General features: G+C 69.9%; 17 protein-coding genes and 2 pseudogenes. 5 read left to right on the forward strand and 14 right to left on the reverse strand.

Going from position 1 to position 15,912, the window contains the following annotated elements:
* Positions 1-11: 11 nt before the first annotated feature.
* From ABZ883_RS36560 to ABZ883_RS36570, 3 genes and pseudogenes are all read right to left on the reverse strand, one after another.
* Positions 12-419 (reverse strand): annotated as a pseudogene (locus ABZ883_RS36560) (hypothetical protein); the annotation flags it as partial.
* Entirely contained in the window at positions 400-1,047 is a 648-nt protein-coding gene (locus ABZ883_RS36565) for a DDE-type integrase/transposase/recombinase (protein ID WP_360914181.1), read from the reverse strand. The pseudogene ABZ883_RS36560 and the gene ABZ883_RS36565, both read right to left, overlap by 20 nt.
* Positions 1,044-1,352: a transposase gene (locus tag ABZ883_RS36570; RefSeq protein WP_360914184.1), complete on the reverse strand. Its 309-nt coding sequence runs from the start codon at positions 1,350-1,352 to the stop codon at positions 1,044-1,046. The genes ABZ883_RS36565 and ABZ883_RS36570 overlap by 4 nt, the downstream gene beginning before the upstream one ends.
* A 78-nt stretch (positions 1,353-1,430) precedes the next feature.
* Here ABZ883_RS36570 and ABZ883_RS36575 point away from each other — a divergent pair.
* The 3 genes and pseudogenes from ABZ883_RS36575 to ABZ883_RS36585 form a co-directional block, all read left to right on the forward strand.
* Positions 1,431-1,607 (forward strand): annotated as a pseudogene (locus ABZ883_RS36575) (transposase family protein); the annotation flags it as partial.
* Between the two features lie 157 nt (positions 1,608-1,764).
* Positions 1,765-2,010: a hypothetical protein gene (locus ABZ883_RS36580; protein ID WP_360914187.1), complete on the forward strand. Its 246-nt coding sequence runs from the start codon at positions 1,765-1,767 to the stop codon at positions 2,008-2,010.
* Positions 2,011-2,115: 105 nt separating this feature from the next.
* The gene (locus tag ABZ883_RS36585) at positions 2,116-2,262 is read left to right on the forward strand and encodes a hypothetical protein (RefSeq protein ID WP_360914190.1); all 147 of its coding nucleotides are present in this window, start codon (positions 2,116-2,118) and stop codon (positions 2,260-2,262) included.
* A gap of 108 nt (positions 2,263-2,370) precedes the next feature.
* On the opposite strand, the gene ABZ883_RS36590 is transcribed toward ABZ883_RS36585, so the two are convergent.
* Positions 2,371-2,634 (reverse strand): helix-turn-helix transcriptional regulator, encoded by a 264-nt coding sequence (locus ABZ883_RS36590; RefSeq protein WP_360914193.1) that lies wholly within the window; start codon positions 2,632-2,634, stop codon positions 2,371-2,373.
* 142 nt (positions 2,635-2,776) lie between these two features.
* Between ABZ883_RS36590 and ABZ883_RS36595 the strand changes: the two genes are divergently transcribed.
* Positions 2,777-3,340: a hypothetical protein gene (locus ABZ883_RS36595; protein ID WP_360914196.1), complete on the forward strand. Its 564-nt coding sequence runs from the start codon at positions 2,777-2,779 to the stop codon at positions 3,338-3,340.
* A gap of 205 nt (positions 3,341-3,545) precedes the next feature.
* Positions 3,546-5,027, forward strand: a complete 1,482-nt coding sequence (locus tag ABZ883_RS36600) for a restriction endonuclease (RefSeq protein ID WP_360914199.1) — start codon at positions 3,546-3,548, stop codon at positions 5,025-5,027.
* 127 nt (positions 5,028-5,154) lie between these two features.
* Here the strand turns inward: ABZ883_RS36600 and ABZ883_RS36605 are convergent, their stop codons facing one another.
* From ABZ883_RS36605 to ABZ883_RS36650, 10 genes are all read right to left on the reverse strand, one after another.
* Positions 5,155-5,529 (reverse strand): hypothetical protein, encoded by a 375-nt coding sequence (locus ABZ883_RS36605; protein ID WP_360914202.1) that lies wholly within the window; start codon positions 5,527-5,529, stop codon positions 5,155-5,157.
* Positions 5,530-5,810: 281 nt separating this feature from the next.
* Positions 5,811-7,016: a helix-turn-helix transcriptional regulator gene (locus ABZ883_RS36610; protein ID WP_360914205.1), complete on the reverse strand. Its 1,206-nt coding sequence runs from the start codon at positions 7,014-7,016 to the stop codon at positions 5,811-5,813.
* A 163-nt stretch (positions 7,017-7,179) separates the two neighbouring features.
* Complete coding sequence (locus ABZ883_RS36615; RefSeq protein ID WP_360914208.1) at positions 7,180-7,428, reverse strand: hypothetical protein; 249 nt, start codon at positions 7,426-7,428, stop codon at positions 7,180-7,182.
* The gene (locus ABZ883_RS36620; RefSeq protein WP_360914211.1) at positions 7,425-7,931 is read right to left on the reverse strand and encodes an NUDIX hydrolase; all 507 of its coding nucleotides are present in this window, start codon (positions 7,929-7,931) and stop codon (positions 7,425-7,427) included. The genes ABZ883_RS36615 and ABZ883_RS36620 overlap by 4 nt, the downstream gene beginning before the upstream one ends.
* A gap of 355 nt (positions 7,932-8,286) precedes the next feature.
* Positions 8,287-9,327, reverse strand: a complete 1,041-nt coding sequence (locus ABZ883_RS36625; RefSeq protein ID WP_360914214.1) for a GNAT family N-acetyltransferase — start codon at positions 9,325-9,327, stop codon at positions 8,287-8,289.
* Positions 9,324-10,733 carry a phosphotransferase gene (locus ABZ883_RS36630; RefSeq protein ID WP_360914217.1) on the reverse strand — a complete coding sequence of 470 codons (1,410 nt, stop codon included), beginning with the start codon at positions 10,731-10,733 and terminating at the stop codon, positions 9,324-9,326. Before ABZ883_RS36630 ends, ABZ883_RS36625 begins: the two co-directional genes overlap by 4 nt.
* Positions 10,730-11,584, reverse strand: a complete 855-nt coding sequence (locus ABZ883_RS36635; protein ID WP_360914220.1) for a class I SAM-dependent methyltransferase — start codon at positions 11,582-11,584, stop codon at positions 10,730-10,732. The genes ABZ883_RS36630 and ABZ883_RS36635 overlap by 4 nt, the downstream gene beginning before the upstream one ends.
* Entirely contained in the window at positions 11,581-12,894 is a 1,314-nt protein-coding gene (locus tag ABZ883_RS36640; RefSeq protein WP_360914222.1) for a methyltransferase domain-containing protein, read from the reverse strand. Before ABZ883_RS36640 ends, ABZ883_RS36635 begins: the two co-directional genes overlap by 4 nt.
* A gap of 5 nt (positions 12,895-12,899) precedes the next feature.
* Positions 12,900-14,267, reverse strand: a complete 1,368-nt coding sequence (locus ABZ883_RS36645) for an MFS transporter (protein WP_360914225.1) — start codon at positions 14,265-14,267, stop codon at positions 12,900-12,902.
* A 99-nt stretch (positions 14,268-14,366) separates the two neighbouring features.
* Positions 14,367-15,839, reverse strand: coding sequence for an NUDIX domain-containing protein (locus ABZ883_RS36650; RefSeq protein WP_360914228.1), 1,473 nt, complete (start codon positions 15,837-15,839; stop codon positions 14,367-14,369).
* Between the last annotated feature and the right edge of the window lie 73 nt (positions 15,840-15,912).

A 15,912-nucleotide genomic window follows, 5' to 3' on the forward strand; every position in this document is an offset into this window, starting at 1 on the left:
ACCTAAAAAGTCTGGACGTAAAGGGCTTGGTAGATCACTTTGTGCGAGATACGCATCGCCCCATCCTGGGGGAAATCCACCTTCAGCCGGTGAGAGATCTGCTCCGGACTCCAAGCCGACATCCATTTCCGGTCCTGACGGTGGGGCTTGTTGCGGCCTTTCCAAGGTCTGTCTCGGGGCCCCTGCACCAGGGTTCCATCCGGGCGGTGGACGTGTCCCGACAGCCGTTCCTGCACATACTCGTGCCGCCGCTGCCGGAACCATCGGGTGCCGGCAGCCGGAGACACGCCGACTGTAACAGCGGCCTCCTCGCTGAGGAGGCCTTTGACGATCTCACACCAGAACTCGCGCTCGACCTCCCGCCGCAACGACGGCGCCCCTGGTGACTCCATCGGAGACCTACCCGTCAGCTCCTTCATCCACCCTGCCCATCACACCTCTCCAGTCGAGGTGTTGCGACGACCGGTTGAATCCACCCTGCGATCCGCGATCGCTGTGCAGGATGCATCCGTCGACGTGTTCACGCCGGGCGACGGCGTTGTCCAGGGCGGCCACGGCCAGCCGGGACTTCATCCGCGTGTCGATGGAGTAGCCCACGATCCTGTTGCTGAAGGCGTCCTTGATCGCGCAGAGGTACAGCTTGCCGTCGCCGGTGGCGTGTTCGGTGATGTCGACGAGCCACAGGCGGTTCGGAGCGTCGGCGGTGAAGTTGCGGCGGACCAGGTCGTCGTGGACCGGCGGGCCGGCCTTCTTGGTCCTTCCGCGCTTCTTGCCGAACACGCTCCACCAGTGGTTGTCCCGGCAGATCCGCCATGCGGTCCGGTCGGCCATCGCGGCCCCTGAGCTTCGGGCTTCGTCGGCCAGGAAGCGGTAGCCGAACTCGGGATCCTCGCGGTGGGCGTCGAACAGCGCGTTCGCGCGATGAGCCTCCTCCAGCGCGGTGTCGGTCACCGGCTTGTCGAGCCAGCGGTAGTACGGCTGTCTGGCGAGTTTCAGCACCCGGCACGTCACCGTGACGGGCACCCCGTCCGCGGCCAGCTCTTTCACGAGCGGGTAGATCCTTTTCCCGGCAGATGCGCCTGCGACAGGTAGGCCGCAGGCCTGCGCAGGACCTCGTTCTCCTGCTCCAGCAGCTTGATCCGCCGACGCGCTTCCCGCAGTTCCGCACTCTCCTGGCCGGTCACCCCGGGCCTGGCACCTTCATCGATGTCCGCCCGGCGCATCCATTTCCACAACGTCATCGGATGGACTCCGAAGTCGGTGGCCACCTGCTCGACCGTCACCCCCGGGCCACGGTTCCTCGCGACCCGCACGACGTCTTGGCGGAACTCATCCGGATAGGGCTTGGGCACAGCGACATCCTTCCCACCTGCCCCACAGGGCAAGCCAGTTCAGATGTCACCCGATCGTGCGGCAGACCCCTTCGGTACCTGTCCGGTCTGCTCAGCGCCCGGCGTCGCGAGCGCGGCACCCGCTGGCGACGGCTTACCTCGGACCGGCAGGCTCTCCTGGCGCTGGCATATTTGCGCTGCGGACACACCTACGCCCAGTTGGCGGAAGGTTTCGGCGTCGGGATCGCCACGGTCTACCGCTACGTCGCCGAGGCTCCTGCGCAAGCTGAGGTGCAGCACCACCCGCATCACCGCCTTCGTCCAGGCCGTCCTCGCCCTCCACCTCAACCCTGCAAACTGAGGTTGGAAACAGCTCACTGACGTCGACTTGCGTGACTGGGACATGCCGCACACCGAGAATGCTGCCTGACCGATGACGGTCTACATCGCCTACCTTCGGTTCCAGCCTGGCGGAGGCACGGTCACCGGGCAGTGGGACGTGTACGACACTGCCCTGCGCGCATACCGCGGCTACGTCGGCCGCTACGGGAACCCTCAGTCCGACGTGACGATCATGCTTCTGGAGGACAACGGCGGCCGCCGGAAGATCCTGAAGCGGTTGACTGCGGACGGCGAGGTCGATGACACAGATCCTGTGCAGCCCTCGTCGGACGGCTGACACGCCGGAACGACGTCCGGAACGCGGGTCGATGACTTCGAGGTCGATCGGTCGGCGTTCAGCCGGTCAGCTCCGCTTCATGCCCCGTGTGACGATGCGATAGGCATGGACGTCGTCACCGGGCTGGACCGGTCTTCCTCATCGTTCTCCTTGTGCAGGTACATCCACACCGCCACGCAGATGAGGGCCACCAACGCCACCTGCCACCAGGACGGACGGAACTCCGGCCGCCCCGGGCCCCTGCTGTTCTGATCCACGCGATTCCCCCTCCGATCGAGGAGCACACGGTACAGCGGTGCGTGAGCACGGGGAGCGCCATAGGGCGCCCGAAGAGGCCACTCCCGCGGATGGTGCGATGCCTCAACGGTCGGCGACGTGATCGATCTCCAGTGCCGGCTCGCGCACCAGGTCGGTAACCGGCGTCTGGAGCGCATTGGCGATGGCCAGCAGCATGTCGAGACGGACCCCTGATCGGCCGGATTCCAGGGAGACGACCATGCGGCAGGAGACGCTGGCGGCGTGCGCCAGGTCCTCCTGCGAGAGGTTGCGCCACAGCCTCGCAGTCCGCACGTGATCGGCTACGGCCTGGTGGAAGCGGGCGAGGCGCGTCGGGTCGTGGAGCATGCGGGCACGCTGTCATCATCCAACTGGCGTGGCAAAACGGTCAGGCGATGGGCGGGCCGGTGGCACACCACGTAATTTCTGCCCGGCGGGCCATCCGGCGGGCTGGTGCGGTCCCGGAAGTTGGCTGCTGGTGACCGGGGCGGTGAGTACAGTCGAACAGCTCGCCGACCCCCGGGTCCGCGAACACCTGGCCCGCATGGCCAGCGTCGCCGACAACACCACCAGCGCGCTGGTCCGGCTCGCCCGCAAAGCCTGGGCCCAACACCGCACGGACACAGCCCCGGCCGACATGCTCACTTCCCGACTCACCCCCGACGGTCTCGACCTCGCCTGGATGGAAGCCGTCGACGACAGCCGGCCCGGCAGCGACCTGGACACGATCGTCGGCCAATGGGCAGCCGCCCTGACCGCCACTGCCGAGCGCGGCATCGACTCCCTGAACCTCCCGCTGTCCGTACGGTCCGAACTGAACCGGGCGCTCCTCGACCTGCACAACATCCCGGCATCCCGGGCCCCCAAAGCCGGCGTGAAGACCTACGAATTCCTCGGCGAGCAGCTCAGCCTGGCCCAGATCAGCAGGCACCCGCAGTGCGTCGTCAGCTACAACACGCTCCGCAGGCGAGTTGAGGAGGCAGGGCAGGACGTTCACACGGCTGCGACCACCCCAAGCAGACGGGGCCGCCCCAGGGGCGGCTCGGCTTCCTGACCGCTCCCAGTGGCCGCTTCCAGGAAGCCGTCAACTACCAATCCAGCGGCTTGGTCTGGAAACCGTCCAGGCCGACCTCGCGCGACCTAGAATCCGATCATCTTGATCGGACGGGGAGGCCTCGTTGGGTGCCACAGACGAATCGGCGGGTCAGCCCAGCAGCGGGGCGGATGCGTCACCGGCTTCCCGCGTCCCCTTCGGCACCATGATCGGCAGCGTTCGCTCTGGCTACGGGGTACATCCGGGGAAGGCATCTGAGGGCGCCTGCTCGGCGAATCGGCCGGGCGCGGTGCGCCTGATCTGGTCCTCGCATCTGAGTGGGGACGGGGAGATTGCCAGTGCGGATGAGGATGCGATCTGGCGGGACGACTTGCCGGATCGGTTCCAACTGCAAGCTGGAGACCTGCTTCTGTCCGCGGGATTCGGTAAGCATCATCGTCCCCGGGTGGCATTGGTCGAGGAATCCGACCTGCCGGCGGCGGCCACCAGCAGCCTCCTCGTCCTTCGGCCCGTTGACGCCCTGCCGACTGAGTACGCCCGCCTGATTCTCGGGTACCTACGTTCACGCGCCGTTGGGATGGCCCGCAACGCGGTCGGTCTCATGCGTCTTTCCCCTGAAGACCTGGCTCTTTTGGAGTTACCGAAAGCCGATGAGGCGCTCTCTGCCGCGCTTGAGGAACTGCGCACAGCCGGCCAGAGGCTGGGCGGCTGGAGCGCTGAAGCGACATACTTGGCCAGCTCCGTCTTCGACATCGGAGCTGGCCCTGAGACCGTACGGCGCTCCGTCATTGAGGCGGGCCAGCTCACCAGACTTCGGGTAGAGGCGGCAGCTCAGCTCGACGACCCCGGGTACATCGCGCGCACGCGCCTTCCGTACCCCATCGCGCTGCGATGGCGGGAAGTCGAAGCACGGATGAGCGCGAGTGACACCGGACCTGCCTATGAGGCCGTCCTTGAAGCGGCGGAGGCCCTGCTGGCTTACAGCGCCCTGGTAGCCGCGGCGCTCGCCCACGAGGCGGGCATCGCGCTGTCGTCCGTAGCGGATCTGCAGCGCAAGCTCTCCCGAGGCCCGGGAGGCCCAGGACTGGGGGATTGGACGGCAATCCTCCAGGAAGTCGGCGGGGCGAGGACGCGGCGCGCGCTGCCAGCAGACCACCCCCTTCACGAACTGGGAACGCTCCTCAGCGGTGATGACGCCCAGCAGGCGCGAAACCGGTTGTCGGATCGCCGCAACGCCCGGGCTCACGGGCGGGCCCTTGACGCGGTCACCCTGCCCACCGCGTTGCAGGAGGCACACGCCGACCTCACCCTCGTCGTGACCCGTGCTCGATTCCTCGCTGACCTGCCCCTGATCCACGTGACGTCCGTGACGTGGGACGCCTACGAAGGCGAAGCGTCTATCATGTTCCGGCGCCTCATGGGTGACCACCCCGTGGTGCCGACGTCGACCATGCAGTACCGGAGCAACGCGATCGAAAGCGGCAGCCTGTACATGGCTGACCGCGACCGCAACCTGCACCTGCTGCGTCCTTTCCTGACGTGCGAGGTGTGCGAGACGTGCCGCAGCTGGTCGACCTTCCACGCGGACAAGGAGAGAGGCAGCCTCGTTCAGAAAAGTCTTGAGCACGGCCATCACTACCCGTACCGGGCAAACGCCGGAGTCCTCCAGCGGGTCGGCCTGCTCTGACCGAGGCGGTTGCTCGCAAGCGTGCGAGGGGCTTCGAGGAGCGGTGTGCCGGATGCGGTTGCCCTGGCCCTCACAGTCGAAGACGGCCTGGAGCCTGCGGAAATGGCTCCAGACCGCTTCGTTAGCGTCAGGACGAGGCTTCCAGGACACGGTCGATGGTGGTGCGCGCAACCCCAAGACCACGGTGAACGCTGGCCTTGGACAGCCCTGCGCCAATCGCCCAGCGGATCACCCGGTCACGTGCCGCATCGTCCGGCGCCGCCCGGTACCGCCGGAAGACCAGCTGCCCGAGCTCGTTGCGCCAGGGATTCTCCAGAAGCCGCCAGGGAGTCCAGGAATCGGTGAGCGCGGGCAGTTCGAGGTGGGCCGGCGGCAGCGCGTCGACGGCTGCCTGGCGCTCCTGCTGCTCGGCACGGTACAGCCGCGCCAGCGCGCTACGCCCCACCTTCCGGGCCCGGTTGACCGGGACACGGTCGTACCACTCGGCGTCGTCGGCGACCACGAGTTCGTCCTCGGTTCCGTACGCCAGGACCTGCTCGACCCAGGCGTGCGGCCGCTCGGGCTCCTGACCCTCTTGGTCCTGTAGCAGTAGCGTCTGCAGGGCGGAGATGCGGCTCCCGAGCTGCGCGGCCTGATCCAGGTGAGCGATGCTCCGCGCCCAGGGCGCGACCTCGGCGTCCCGCCGGCGAGGCGGCCCCGCTGGTGTTCGCGGGCGATCTCCGGTCCGGTGTCTGCAGGGCTCGTCACGGCGACCAGTATTACGGTCGGCGGCGGCACTGCCGCCTATCCGGTGGAGGCGGTCAGGGCGGCGCGCAGGTTCCTGGCCGATCCGGTTGCGGTGGCGATGGCCACAGCTTGTGAGGCGAGGTCAGCGGCGGTGTCGCGGTCGCCGCGCGCCGCGTAGATGCGTGCGCTCGCGGTCAGTACCTCGGCAGAGCCGCGGACACTTGTGGCGGGCCAGGCGGCCCGGGCTTCGTCGAGAGCCGCCTGGCCGGCGCGCAGGAAGGACGGGGTTTGCTGTCCGAGGCGGGCCATGGCGTGGCCGGTCCACTTGTTCAGCTCGGCGGGGCCGAGGTAGCGGATGTAGGGAGGTGTCTCGCCGTCGTCGGCGTGGTCCAGTAGCTTCCACGCGGTGGTGAGGTCCTTTTGGGTGGTGCGGGCGTCGCCGAGGCAGGCGTGGTGGTGTGCGCGGACGGCGTGCAGCCAGGACCGTACTGCAGGGTGGGCCTTGGTGCCGGCCAGGTGCAGTGCGCCGTCGGCAAGGGTGAGGGCGCGGTGGTAGTGCCCCTGGTCGGTGAGGATCCGGCTCATCTGGCCGATGAGGTTGATACAGCAGGAGAGGTCGCCTGCCTGGCGGGCGTGGGCGGCGGCGTCGCGGTAGTGGGCGGCGGCGTTCTCGGCCATGCCCAGGTCGTAGGTGAGGAATCCGACGAAGCCGCCGGTGTCGGCGGCGAGCGCGGCGATCTGCTTGCGTTCGGTGGCGGCCGCGGTGGCGTGCCAGGCGAGGATCTGCTGATGGTGGCCGACGGCGTGGGGGTACACAGCGGACGCCCCGCGTAAGTTGTCCAGCCGCCCGTGGGCGGCCCGGAGAGCGATATGGGCGTCCAGCAGGTCACGACCGCCCACGGCGGCCATACTGCCCGTTCCCAGACCGGTGGTCAGGGCAGCGGCGCCCACACCCTTGAGGAAGTCTCTGCGCCACACGTTGTCCCATTCCCGCAGGAGACCGTCCTCGGCACTGTCCGAAGCCGCTTCGGCTGTCTCCTCGCTCAAACGCTGCCGTTGGGCCAAGGAGACCAGTGTGCCGCCTGCCCCGAGGGCCTTGTCCAGACCGAGCGCGATCGGGAGCGTCGGCGATCTGCGTGCGTGTTCGAGGTCGCTGATGATGCTCTTGCTGCACGAGGCCCGGCGTCCGAGTTCCCGTAACGTCACCGTTCCCCGCAACCGCCGCAGTTCCGCGGCGAAGGTCGTCTTGTAGGCCTCCGGCATCGCTACCTCCACGCCCTTGTGGTGAATCGTGCTGTCCGCACAACGGTGCGGACAGCGTTCATGCTGTTGTGACCAGCACACACCCCTTCCCGGCGAAATGGGTGGGCCTTGAGTGCGCTGAGGAGAGCCCGTCCACCTGGGACGATCCTAGGCCGACCCTCTTTCAACCGGTGGGCGGGCGGAGCGGGATGACGTTGTCGGGGGCAGGTTGGTCTTGGCTGTCGGGTTTCCGGAGGATGAGGACGGCTGCCGCGAGGGCCACATGCTCCGCTCGATGCCGGGACTTGGCCTCGGCAGCCTGGGAGTTCTTGAGAACTTCCTTCAGGCGGACCACCTCTTTGCGAAGCCGCTTTTCGACCTTCGGTGTCTGGTGCGTTTCCGTACGCACTCGCGCGTAGAACACGATGCTCATTCCTGCCCCCAGTCCCAGTTGTCGAAGTACGCGGTCGTGCCGGTGCGGCGCGCCTCCACCACGGCTTTTAGGCGGTTGAAGTCCTGGGTGGGCATTAGTGGCTGCCAGTCGTTCACGGCCAGGACTCGAGCCTCGTCGTGCTCGTCCACATCCAGGATGATGCCCTGGACCTGCGCATCGGTAAGGCAGCCCCCGTCGAAGATGAACCCCATTGTGCTGTAGGGCCAATCGGCTCCCGGCAAGCCGTAGACGGCCGCCAGCAGGCGCGGCGGGCCGGTCACCGTTATCCCGGTCTCTTCGTGGCACTCCCGGACAGCCGTCTGCCAAGGGCGCTCGCCTGGTTCCATTGTGCCGCCGGCCATCTGCCAAGGGTGCGTTGCTGAGTAGACACAATGGAGTTGGACGGGACGGTCGTGCTCGTCGGTGAAGTAGATGCAGGCAAAGCCTGTCGCCTTCATCAATTGCTCGGCGTACTCTTCCGGCGGTAGCCAGGTACGACGCACCGCTCCTCTTTCTTGCACTGGTTCTGGACGGTTCACCAGGTCCCTTCCCAGGCCGAGGGCACGGCCCTGTGATCGGCTTCTGCACGGAGCCGGGCCAGGCCGCGTTTGCCGCGTTCCACAAGTTCGGGATCCCAGTTGCGTGCGCCGAACCGGATTCCTGAAATGGAGTCCAGAGCGGCGTCGATGGCCAGGTGTGAGACTGAGTGCTGTGGTTTGCCAAGAACCTTCCTCCCTGGCGCTGGTGGTGACGGTTCTGCGCGCGTGGAGTTGCATGAGATGAGCGCGTGACTCTGCATTTTTTGCACGGGGATCGCGGCTACCCGCCGGTCGGACATCAAGACGATGCTGCTGGCACTCATGCGTTCCCCCAGGTGTCGACGTATGCGGCCACGCCGGTGCGGCGGGCCTTCTCCACGGCACGCAGCCGCGTGAAATCGCGGGCGGGCATCAAGGCCTCCCACTCGGCCAGGGGCAGGACGCGGGCCTCGTCGTGCTCGCGCGGATTGAGGGTGATGCTCCGGATCTGCTCAGCGGTGAGGCGACCGCCGTCGAAGATCAGCTGCAGCGTGCTGTACGGCCGCTGCTCCCGGGGCAGCCCGAACACGGTGGCCAGCAGCTGGGGCGGGCCCGCGGCGGTCATGCCGGTCTCTTCCCTGCACTCGCGCACCACCGCGTCCCAGGGCCGCTCGCCCAGATCCATCGCCCCGCCGATCATGTGCCAGGGGTGGCCGGGGGAGTAGACGGAATGCAATTGCAGGGGCCGGTCGTCCTCGTCGGTGACGTAGAGGCACACGTACGCGGCCGCCCGGGGCAGTGCGTCGGCGTACTGCTGCGGCGGCACCCACGTCGAGTCCGGCTGCGCACCGGGCACGCCACCGGCACGTTGACGGTGGCGGGTCATCCGCATCAGTGCCGGGCTGCCGCTGAAGCCGAACTCCCGGTACAGGGGCGCGGCCTCCGGGCTGGCGTTCAGCTCGAACAGCGTGACGTCCTCGACGTTGGCGAGCTGGTCGAGGAGTGCAGACACGACGGCCCGGGCGTAACCGCGTCGCCGGTGGTCCGGGTGCGTTGCGACCAGCTGCACGCGGCCTGCCCGGCCCCGGGGGTAGGCCGGAGCCGCGAGTACGGGGTGGATCAGGCCAAGGGCCCAGGCGGCCATCGTGCCGTCCGCGGCGTCGACGACGAAGGCCCGGGCATCTCCCTGCGGCGTGAGCCGTGGCGCCAGCTCGTCCGTACACTGCCGGACCCAGTCCTCCGTGAATGATGCGGACAGGACATGTCCGGAACGCATCCGGGTGATGGCTTCGGCGTCAGCGGGGGTTGCCGCGCGGACCGGAGGCCGTCCGGCTGCGTCGCGCGGCTCGGCCGCGGCAGTGGGGACCGTGTCGGCGTTCACGGGGCATCTCCTGTCGGTGAGAGGGCTGCACGGTGCTCGGCGCGCAGGCGGGCCAGGGTGCGGAGGCCGCGCTCCACCAGCTCGGGATCCTCGTGGGCGGCGCCGTAGGCGATGCCGGAGACGGCGTCGAGGACGGACAAGACCGTGAACTGGGCCTCTTCCTCAGGCGTGAAGCGCCGGCCGTAGCCGTCCATCAGGGCCTGGAAGAGGTCGGGCCGGCCGTGCCAGGCGTCGGAGAGCCGTACGAAGTCCCGCACAGCTGGGCCCGGTTCCGACCGTTCGAAGTCGATCACGTAGAGGGTGCTGGCCCTCTCGTCCCAGCGCAGGTTGCGGAGCTGGAAGTCACCGTGTGTGGGCACGGTCTCCAAGGGGGCCAGGACAGCCGCCCTCTCAGCGGTGGCGCGGATAAACTTCTCGTCTCCGGGGCTGAGATGAGGCAGGGCCCCGGCCAGGTGCCGCGCCAACTTCGCCACCGGCAGGCTGTCGGCGGCCGGGCGGGGCGGGGTGCTGTGGTGGATGGCCGCCGCGAGCTGCCCGATGCGGTGGAAGATCCGCCGCTGCTGTTCGGGCGGGTGGATGGCGCCGTGCAGGGTGCGTCCGCCCACCGCGCTGAGCACGACCGCGCGCAGCGCGGGGTCGGCGGCCACCAGCCGGGGCGCGGCCGCCCCGAGGCCGGGAACCCAGCTGCGCAGCGCGTCCACTTCACGGTGGTGGAAGCGGTCGTTCTGGTGGATCTTGACGTACCACTCACCGCCCTCGGCGCCGGCCGCCCGCCACACGCGGCTCTCCTCCCGCGCCCAGGAAACGTCCGTCCACCCGGTGATCCGGCCGACCGCCTGCTCGGCGAACGCGCGCACCGCCTGCTCCGGGACCGTGCCGCGGGCGGCGGGTTCGGGGACCAGGACCAGCTGGTCGACGGACCGGTCGTAGGCGATCGGGTCGCCGGGCTCCTGGAAGTGCACGGCCATGCGCGCGCCGGCCCGGTAGGCATCCAACCCGGCCCGGCAGTACGCCACCATCGGCTCCGGCAGGGCGTCGAAGGAGAACCACCCCATGGCGTCGCACACCGCGGGTTCCAGGACCTCCGGGGCGCCCTCCCACCGCCGCACCTCGAAGAACACCCCGATCCGGGCGTCGCCGCCGGGGGAGCGGTGGTGCACGGTGAGGGCCGCCCGGACCTCGGCCGGGTCGATGACGACACCGCAATCTTCCCCGGCCTCGCGCACCAGGCCGGTGACCATGTCCTCCCACGGGCCGTCCAGGTGCCCGGACACCAGATGCCAGCAGCCGGCCGCATACACGCCGCCGGCCCGCCGGGACAGCAGCACCTCAAGCCCCGCCGCGCCGTCGCGTACGGCGATCAGGTGGACGTCGAGCCGCTCGGTGTGCCGCTGGGCGCCGCTCACGCAGCACCGCCGGGGCGGCGCGCGAGCAACACGGTGAACACCGCGTCCTCCGTCAGGACGCCACCGTCGGCATGGTCCTGGAGCAGCCGGAGAGCGGAGGCCTCGAACGCGTGATGGCGGCCGGCGAGCAAGGCGGGACGGGCGAAGCTGGTGGTACGCAGATAGCCGACGACGTCCTCGGGCGTCCAGGTACGGGTGACGGGGAAGTGGTGCTCTGTCACCTCGCTGAACCTGGAGTCGGTCAGGTCGTCCTCGTAGGAGCGGCCCGGCCCGGCGTAGGTGCCGCGGGTGCCCGCGGGCCGGTCTTCGCCGAGGTAGCTCTGGATCAGCTCCCGGAGGGCGGCCGTCCAGTCGGCCTCGTGGGTCCAGAGACTGCCGTCACCCATGATCGCCACGACCGCGTGCGGCGCGGCGACCCGGTCGGCCATGGACAGGACTTCCGGGCGGGCCATCCAGTGGAAGGACCGGCAGCAGGTGATCAGGGTGGGCGCCCGGCCGGGTACGGCGGGGGCGAAGGTGTGGGCGGCGCCGGTGAAGACGTCGACCGTGCACGCCCCGCGGACCGGCTCGAGTACGGCGCGGGCCGCCTGAAGCATCGACGCATTCACGTCGACCAGGTCGATGTGCACCAGCCGGAGGAGGACGGACAGTAGCGCGCGGGGTACCTGGCCGGTGCCGGATCCCAGGTCCAGCAGGACCGGGTCGGGCACGCCGTGCTGGGTGGCGGCCAGGAGGTGGACCGCGGCGTCCGGAAGACCGGGACGGTAGCGGGCGTAGTCGGCGGCCTCGGGCCCGAACAGGGCATCGTCCGAAACCGCCGCCGTGGAGGCCGGCTGGTCGGGGCGGGTCATCGTGCATCTCCAGTCTTGCCAGGGAAAATCTGCCAGGTCAGTGCGCCGGTCGGGCTCGTGGCCCGCTGGCCGCCGTCGGCGTCGAAGTCGATCCGGTAAACGTCCGGTTGCCCGGCCGCCCGCCACCGGCCGGCGACGTCCTGGATCTCCGCCCAGATGTCCCGCGGCCCCGACGTCGTCACCTCCCACCGGCGGTAGCCGACGGCCCGCACGCGCATCCACGACCGGCACTCGGGCGCGCCGATCGTCAGATCCTTGGCACCGAAGTGGCGCACCAGGCCCGGATACAGGTGGTCCAGGGCCAGCCACATGCCGCGCGCAGTGTCGGGCGGTGGCGCGAGCATGCTGCGCTGCGTCCATCCGTCGGCCGTGGTGATCTCCTCGCGGAAGGCGGCGGACAGGAACAGCCGGTCGAAGCCGGCCCCGGCGCGGTGACCGAACTCGACCGCCCGCAGCAGGCCCTCCACGCTCCCGTCCTGCCGTCGGTCGATCACGGCCAGGCCCGGCCACGACGGCGACGACGTGCCAAGCGTCATGAGCGCGCGGCCGCCCAGGGCCAGCTGCTCCACCAGGGCCTGCGGCACGTGGCGGACGGCGAAGGAGACGAAGATCCGGTCGTACGGCCCCGCGTTGCTCCACCCGGTGGTGCCGTCCCCGGTCACCGTGGCCGGCCGGTAGCCGAGGGCGGACAGCCGCTCGCGGGCGGCCGCGGTGACGTGCGGGTCGATGTCGAGGGTGACGACGCCGGCGTCGCCGCACACGAAGCAGGCCGCCGCCGCGGTCACACCGGCGCCGGTTCCCACGTCCAGCACCCGCTGCTCGGGTTGCAAGTCCAGCTGTTGCAGCAGGTCGGCGGTCAGGCTCATCGTGCTCGCCGCCGCGGTCATCACGCCGCCCCTGCGAGACCCGGGAGAGCGGCCGAGGATCGGCTCGCCGTCGTGCTGGATCGCGACGCTGTCCCCGCTGTGCAGTCGCCCCAGCAGCTCCTCCCGGTCGGCCGGACGGGAGACGTCCAGCAGATCCCAGCGCGGCGGCTTCTCGTCGGGGGCGCTGCGCCGCACGTACGCCTGGGGCATCAGGATCTGGCGCGGCAGCGCGAGCAGTGCCTCGTGCACCGGCCCCGGGCCGAGTGCTCCGTCTTCCTCGAGCTGGGCGACCATCGCCGCCCGGGCCGCCGCAGACTCCACGGTGTCGCCAGCGGGCTGCACCGGAGGGAGGGGTGCGGTGGCGGGCGCAGTGGGGTCGCTGAGCATGGTGCACTCCAGGGGATCACGTCGTGCGGCAGCGGGAGTCGCCGTCGAGTTCGGCATCTCGGTCACGATGCACCGCCCCCGAGTGCGCGGTCGTGCCGCGCGTTGTCTGTGCGCGCCGGTGAGGGCACGGCGAGGGGGAACGTCCGGGCTGCGGGCGGCTTCGGTAGAGGGACGGCGGGCGGGTCCGGCATCTGCCGTAGCGCGCGGATCGGGGAGCGGGCGAGGACGACGAACGGGATCAGCAGCAGGAGGGTTCCGGCGGTCAGGGCAAGCCGGACACCGATCCACGTGCCCAAGACGCCGGCGAGCAGCGCGGCCACGGGGCGGGCGCCGGACGTCAGCCAGGTGCTCACCGCTTGCATCCGCGCCTGCATCCCGTCCGTGGTGACGATCTGACGGATGGATCTCTGGGTGGTACCAGCGGCACCGGCGCAAGCGAGCTGCAGGAACAGCGCCGCCCCGATCGTGATCTGCCAGGCAAGGCCGGGGGAGGCGAGCAGCAGCGGGAGCTGGGTGAGCGGGGTGATCGCGAGTGCGGCCAGCATCATCGGTCCCGGACCGTACCGGCGGCCCAACGCCGGTGCGGTGAGCGCTCCGGCGGCCGCGCCCAGCGCGCCGAGGCCCAGCACTACGCCGAACGCGGTCGCGCTCATCGCCAAGGACCTCAGCAGGTACAGCGCCCACAGGGTGTTGAGCAGCCCGAGGGCGAAGGAGGTCGTCGCGTTGACCAGGGTCAGGGTCCACAGCCGGTCATCACCGCGCACGTACCGCAGGCCCTCGACGATTTCACCGAGCAACTGGCGGGTCTCCGGGCGTGCGCGCGCGGGTTCGGCAGTCTGGATGCGAGCAGTGCACACGGCGCTGATCAGGTAGGAGGCGATGTCGCCGAGCAGGGCCCGGGCGGGGCCGAGCAGCGCGGTCAGCGCGGCGCCGAGGTGGCTCCCGGCCGTCGCGGCGACCGCGAACAGCGCGCCGACCCGGCTGTTGCTCCGCTGGATCAAGGACCGGTCGACGAGGCTGGGCAACAGGCTGATGGCCGCCGCGTCGTGGAGCACGCTCTCCGCCCCCTGCACCACGGCAACGATCATGAGCTGCGGCAGGGTGAGGGTGCCCAGCGCGGCCGCCACCGGCACGGTGGCGAGGACCGCCGCGCTCACCAGGTCACCGGCGATCATCTGCCGGCGCTTGGAGTGCCGGTCGGCGAGCGCGCCGGCGTGCAGGGCGAGCAGCGCGGGAGGGAGCTGTCCGAGGAATGCCAGCCAGGCGACCTGGGCGGTGGTCGCGTCCAGGTGGAGCACGGCCAGCACCGGCAGCGCCATCTGCGTGATCGAGCTGCCGGCCACGCTCGCGGCCTGCCCGGTCAGGTACCGGCGGAAGTCCCGGTGCTGCCACAGCGAAGTGCCTGAAGAGGTCCTAGCGCAGGGCGGCACGGAGTACCTCCCTCTGCTCCGCCGGTAGCTCCCGCGGCGGGTGCGTGGGCTCGGCGTGGGCTCGTCGGCCGGGTTCGCTGATCGGCGTGCTCACCCTGTTCACCAGCCCATCTCGGAATAGGGAAGTCCTTCGGAGATCGCGGTGATGGCAGTGCGGGTGTAGGAGACGATCCGGTCCGGGAGCTCGTGCCGCGGCCACCACCGCCAGGTCAGACACTTGTCGGGCTCGCGCACCTCGGGGGTGCCCTCCCACCGGCGAGCCCGGAAGACGAGCTGCATCAACGGCATGCTGCCCGGGGCGTCAACGACGTGGACGACGTGGACGAGATCCACATTCGCGGGGTCGATGACCAGCCCCGCTTCCTCCCACGCCTCTCGGACCAAGCACGCGAGGGCGGACTCCTGCTCGCACCTCCCGGCGAGGTAGTGCCAGGTGTCGCCCGCGTACTTCGACTCGGGGTGACGCAGGCCGAGCAGCACCCGGCCCTCAGCGTCTTCGACATGGAGGTGTACCCCGACGCCGTTCAGCACCACCCGGCTGCCCCCGTCCCACACGGGAGGAGCCGCGTCCGGCTTGCTGCCCGGGGGGTTCTCGGCCGCGTGCCGGCGAATCAGGTCCCGGGTGGCGGGGCTCAGGCGCAGCCGGTCCAGTTCGTCAGGCGTGAACCAGAGCAGCCGCACACCCTCGTGCAGCCGGAGCCGGTCGGGGTTGCCGCGCCACTGGCCGGCGAAGACCTGGATTGGGACGCTGAGGCCGTCGATGCTGGTGGCGCCCTCCACGGCGTAGGGCTTCAGATTCTCGAGGCGGAGGCCGGGTACCTCCTCGGACAGCTCCCGCAGCAGGGTGCTCTCAAGGTTCTGGTCGTCGTGCGTGCGGCCGCCGCCGAGAAGGGCGAACGCCCCCGACTCCCAGATGACGCCTGGCTTGTGGTCGCGCAGATGAAGTAGGTAGCGGCCTTGCCCGTCGTGGATCAGCGCGGCGGCGTTGACGGGCTCCGGCCTCCCGTCCAGACCGTGGGTGCGGGCGTCCAGGAGCTTGGCGCGCAAGGTTGAGGAGCGGACGTCGGCGAACTCGAGCCAGCGGGCGTCGGAGACCTCCTCGTCCTGCAGGGCGAGCCGGGGGTGCTGCTCGGGCACGAGGTAGAAGACGAAGCGGAAGTCGAAGTGCTGGTGGGCGCCTTCGCCCTTGGCGGGGTTGGCGTCGATGTCGTGGACGTCGATGTCGATCGGGGCGCCGAGGAACTGCGGGGTGAGGCACAGGTCGCCTGGCCGAAGGCCGGTCTCCTCGCACACTTCCCGCAGGGCCGCCGCCAGCAGCGTTCGGTCCCTCTCGATGTGGCCTCCTGGGTTGAGGAGTCGCCCTGTGCTCCGGTGACCGATGTGCAGCACGCGCTGTTCACGGTCGATGACGGCCGCGCTGCATGTGACGTGGCCGGGGAGCGTTGCGCGGTCGGCCGGGGGGTCGTCGCCCTCCAGGAGGGACATCAGGCCGGCGAGGGAGTCCCGTTCGTGCGGATGCCGGGCCAGGTACGCCTCGGCGGCCTTGCGGATGTGGGAGCGGCTGAGCGGCACGTCATCACCTCGGGACGGCAGAAGCGGAGCAGGGGTGTCCGCAGCGGTGGCGGGCGTTTCGGCGGGGCGCGCG

Origin of the sequence: Streptomyces sp. NPDC046977 (assembly GCF_040644455.1) — a bacterium.
In the GTDB taxonomy this organism is placed as follows: Bacteria; Actinomycetota; Actinomycetes; order Streptomycetales; family Streptomycetaceae; genus Actinacidiphila.

Coding starts and splice junctions, on each gene's coding strand:
- ABZ883_RS36585 (WP_360914190.1), top strand. CDS start 2,116: ATGGACGTCGTCACCGGGCTGGACCGGTCTTCCTCATCGTTCTCCTTG.
- ABZ883_RS36610 (WP_360914205.1), bottom strand. CDS start 7,016: ATGCCGGAGGCCTACAAGACGACCTTCGCCGCGGAACTGCGGCGGTTG.
- ABZ883_RS36615 (WP_360914208.1), bottom strand. CDS start 7,428: ATGAGCATCGTGTTCTACGCGCGAGTGCGTACGGAAACGCACCAGACA.
- ABZ883_RS36640 (WP_360914222.1), bottom strand. CDS start 12,894: ATGCCGAACTCGACGGCGACTCCCGCTGCCGCACGACGTGATCCCCTG.
- ABZ883_RS36590 (WP_360914193.1), bottom strand. CDS start 2,634: ATGCTCCACGACCCGACGCGCCTCGCCCGCTTCCACCAGGCCGTAGCC.
- ABZ883_RS36580 (WP_360914187.1), top strand. CDS start 1,765: ATGACGGTCTACATCGCCTACCTTCGGTTCCAGCCTGGCGGAGGCACG.
- ABZ883_RS36635 (WP_360914220.1), bottom strand. CDS start 11,584: ATGACCCGCCCCGACCAGCCGGCCTCCACGGCGGCGGTTTCGGACGAT.
- ABZ883_RS36600 (WP_360914199.1), top strand. CDS start 3,546: ATGATCGGCAGCGTTCGCTCTGGCTACGGGGTACATCCGGGGAAGGCA.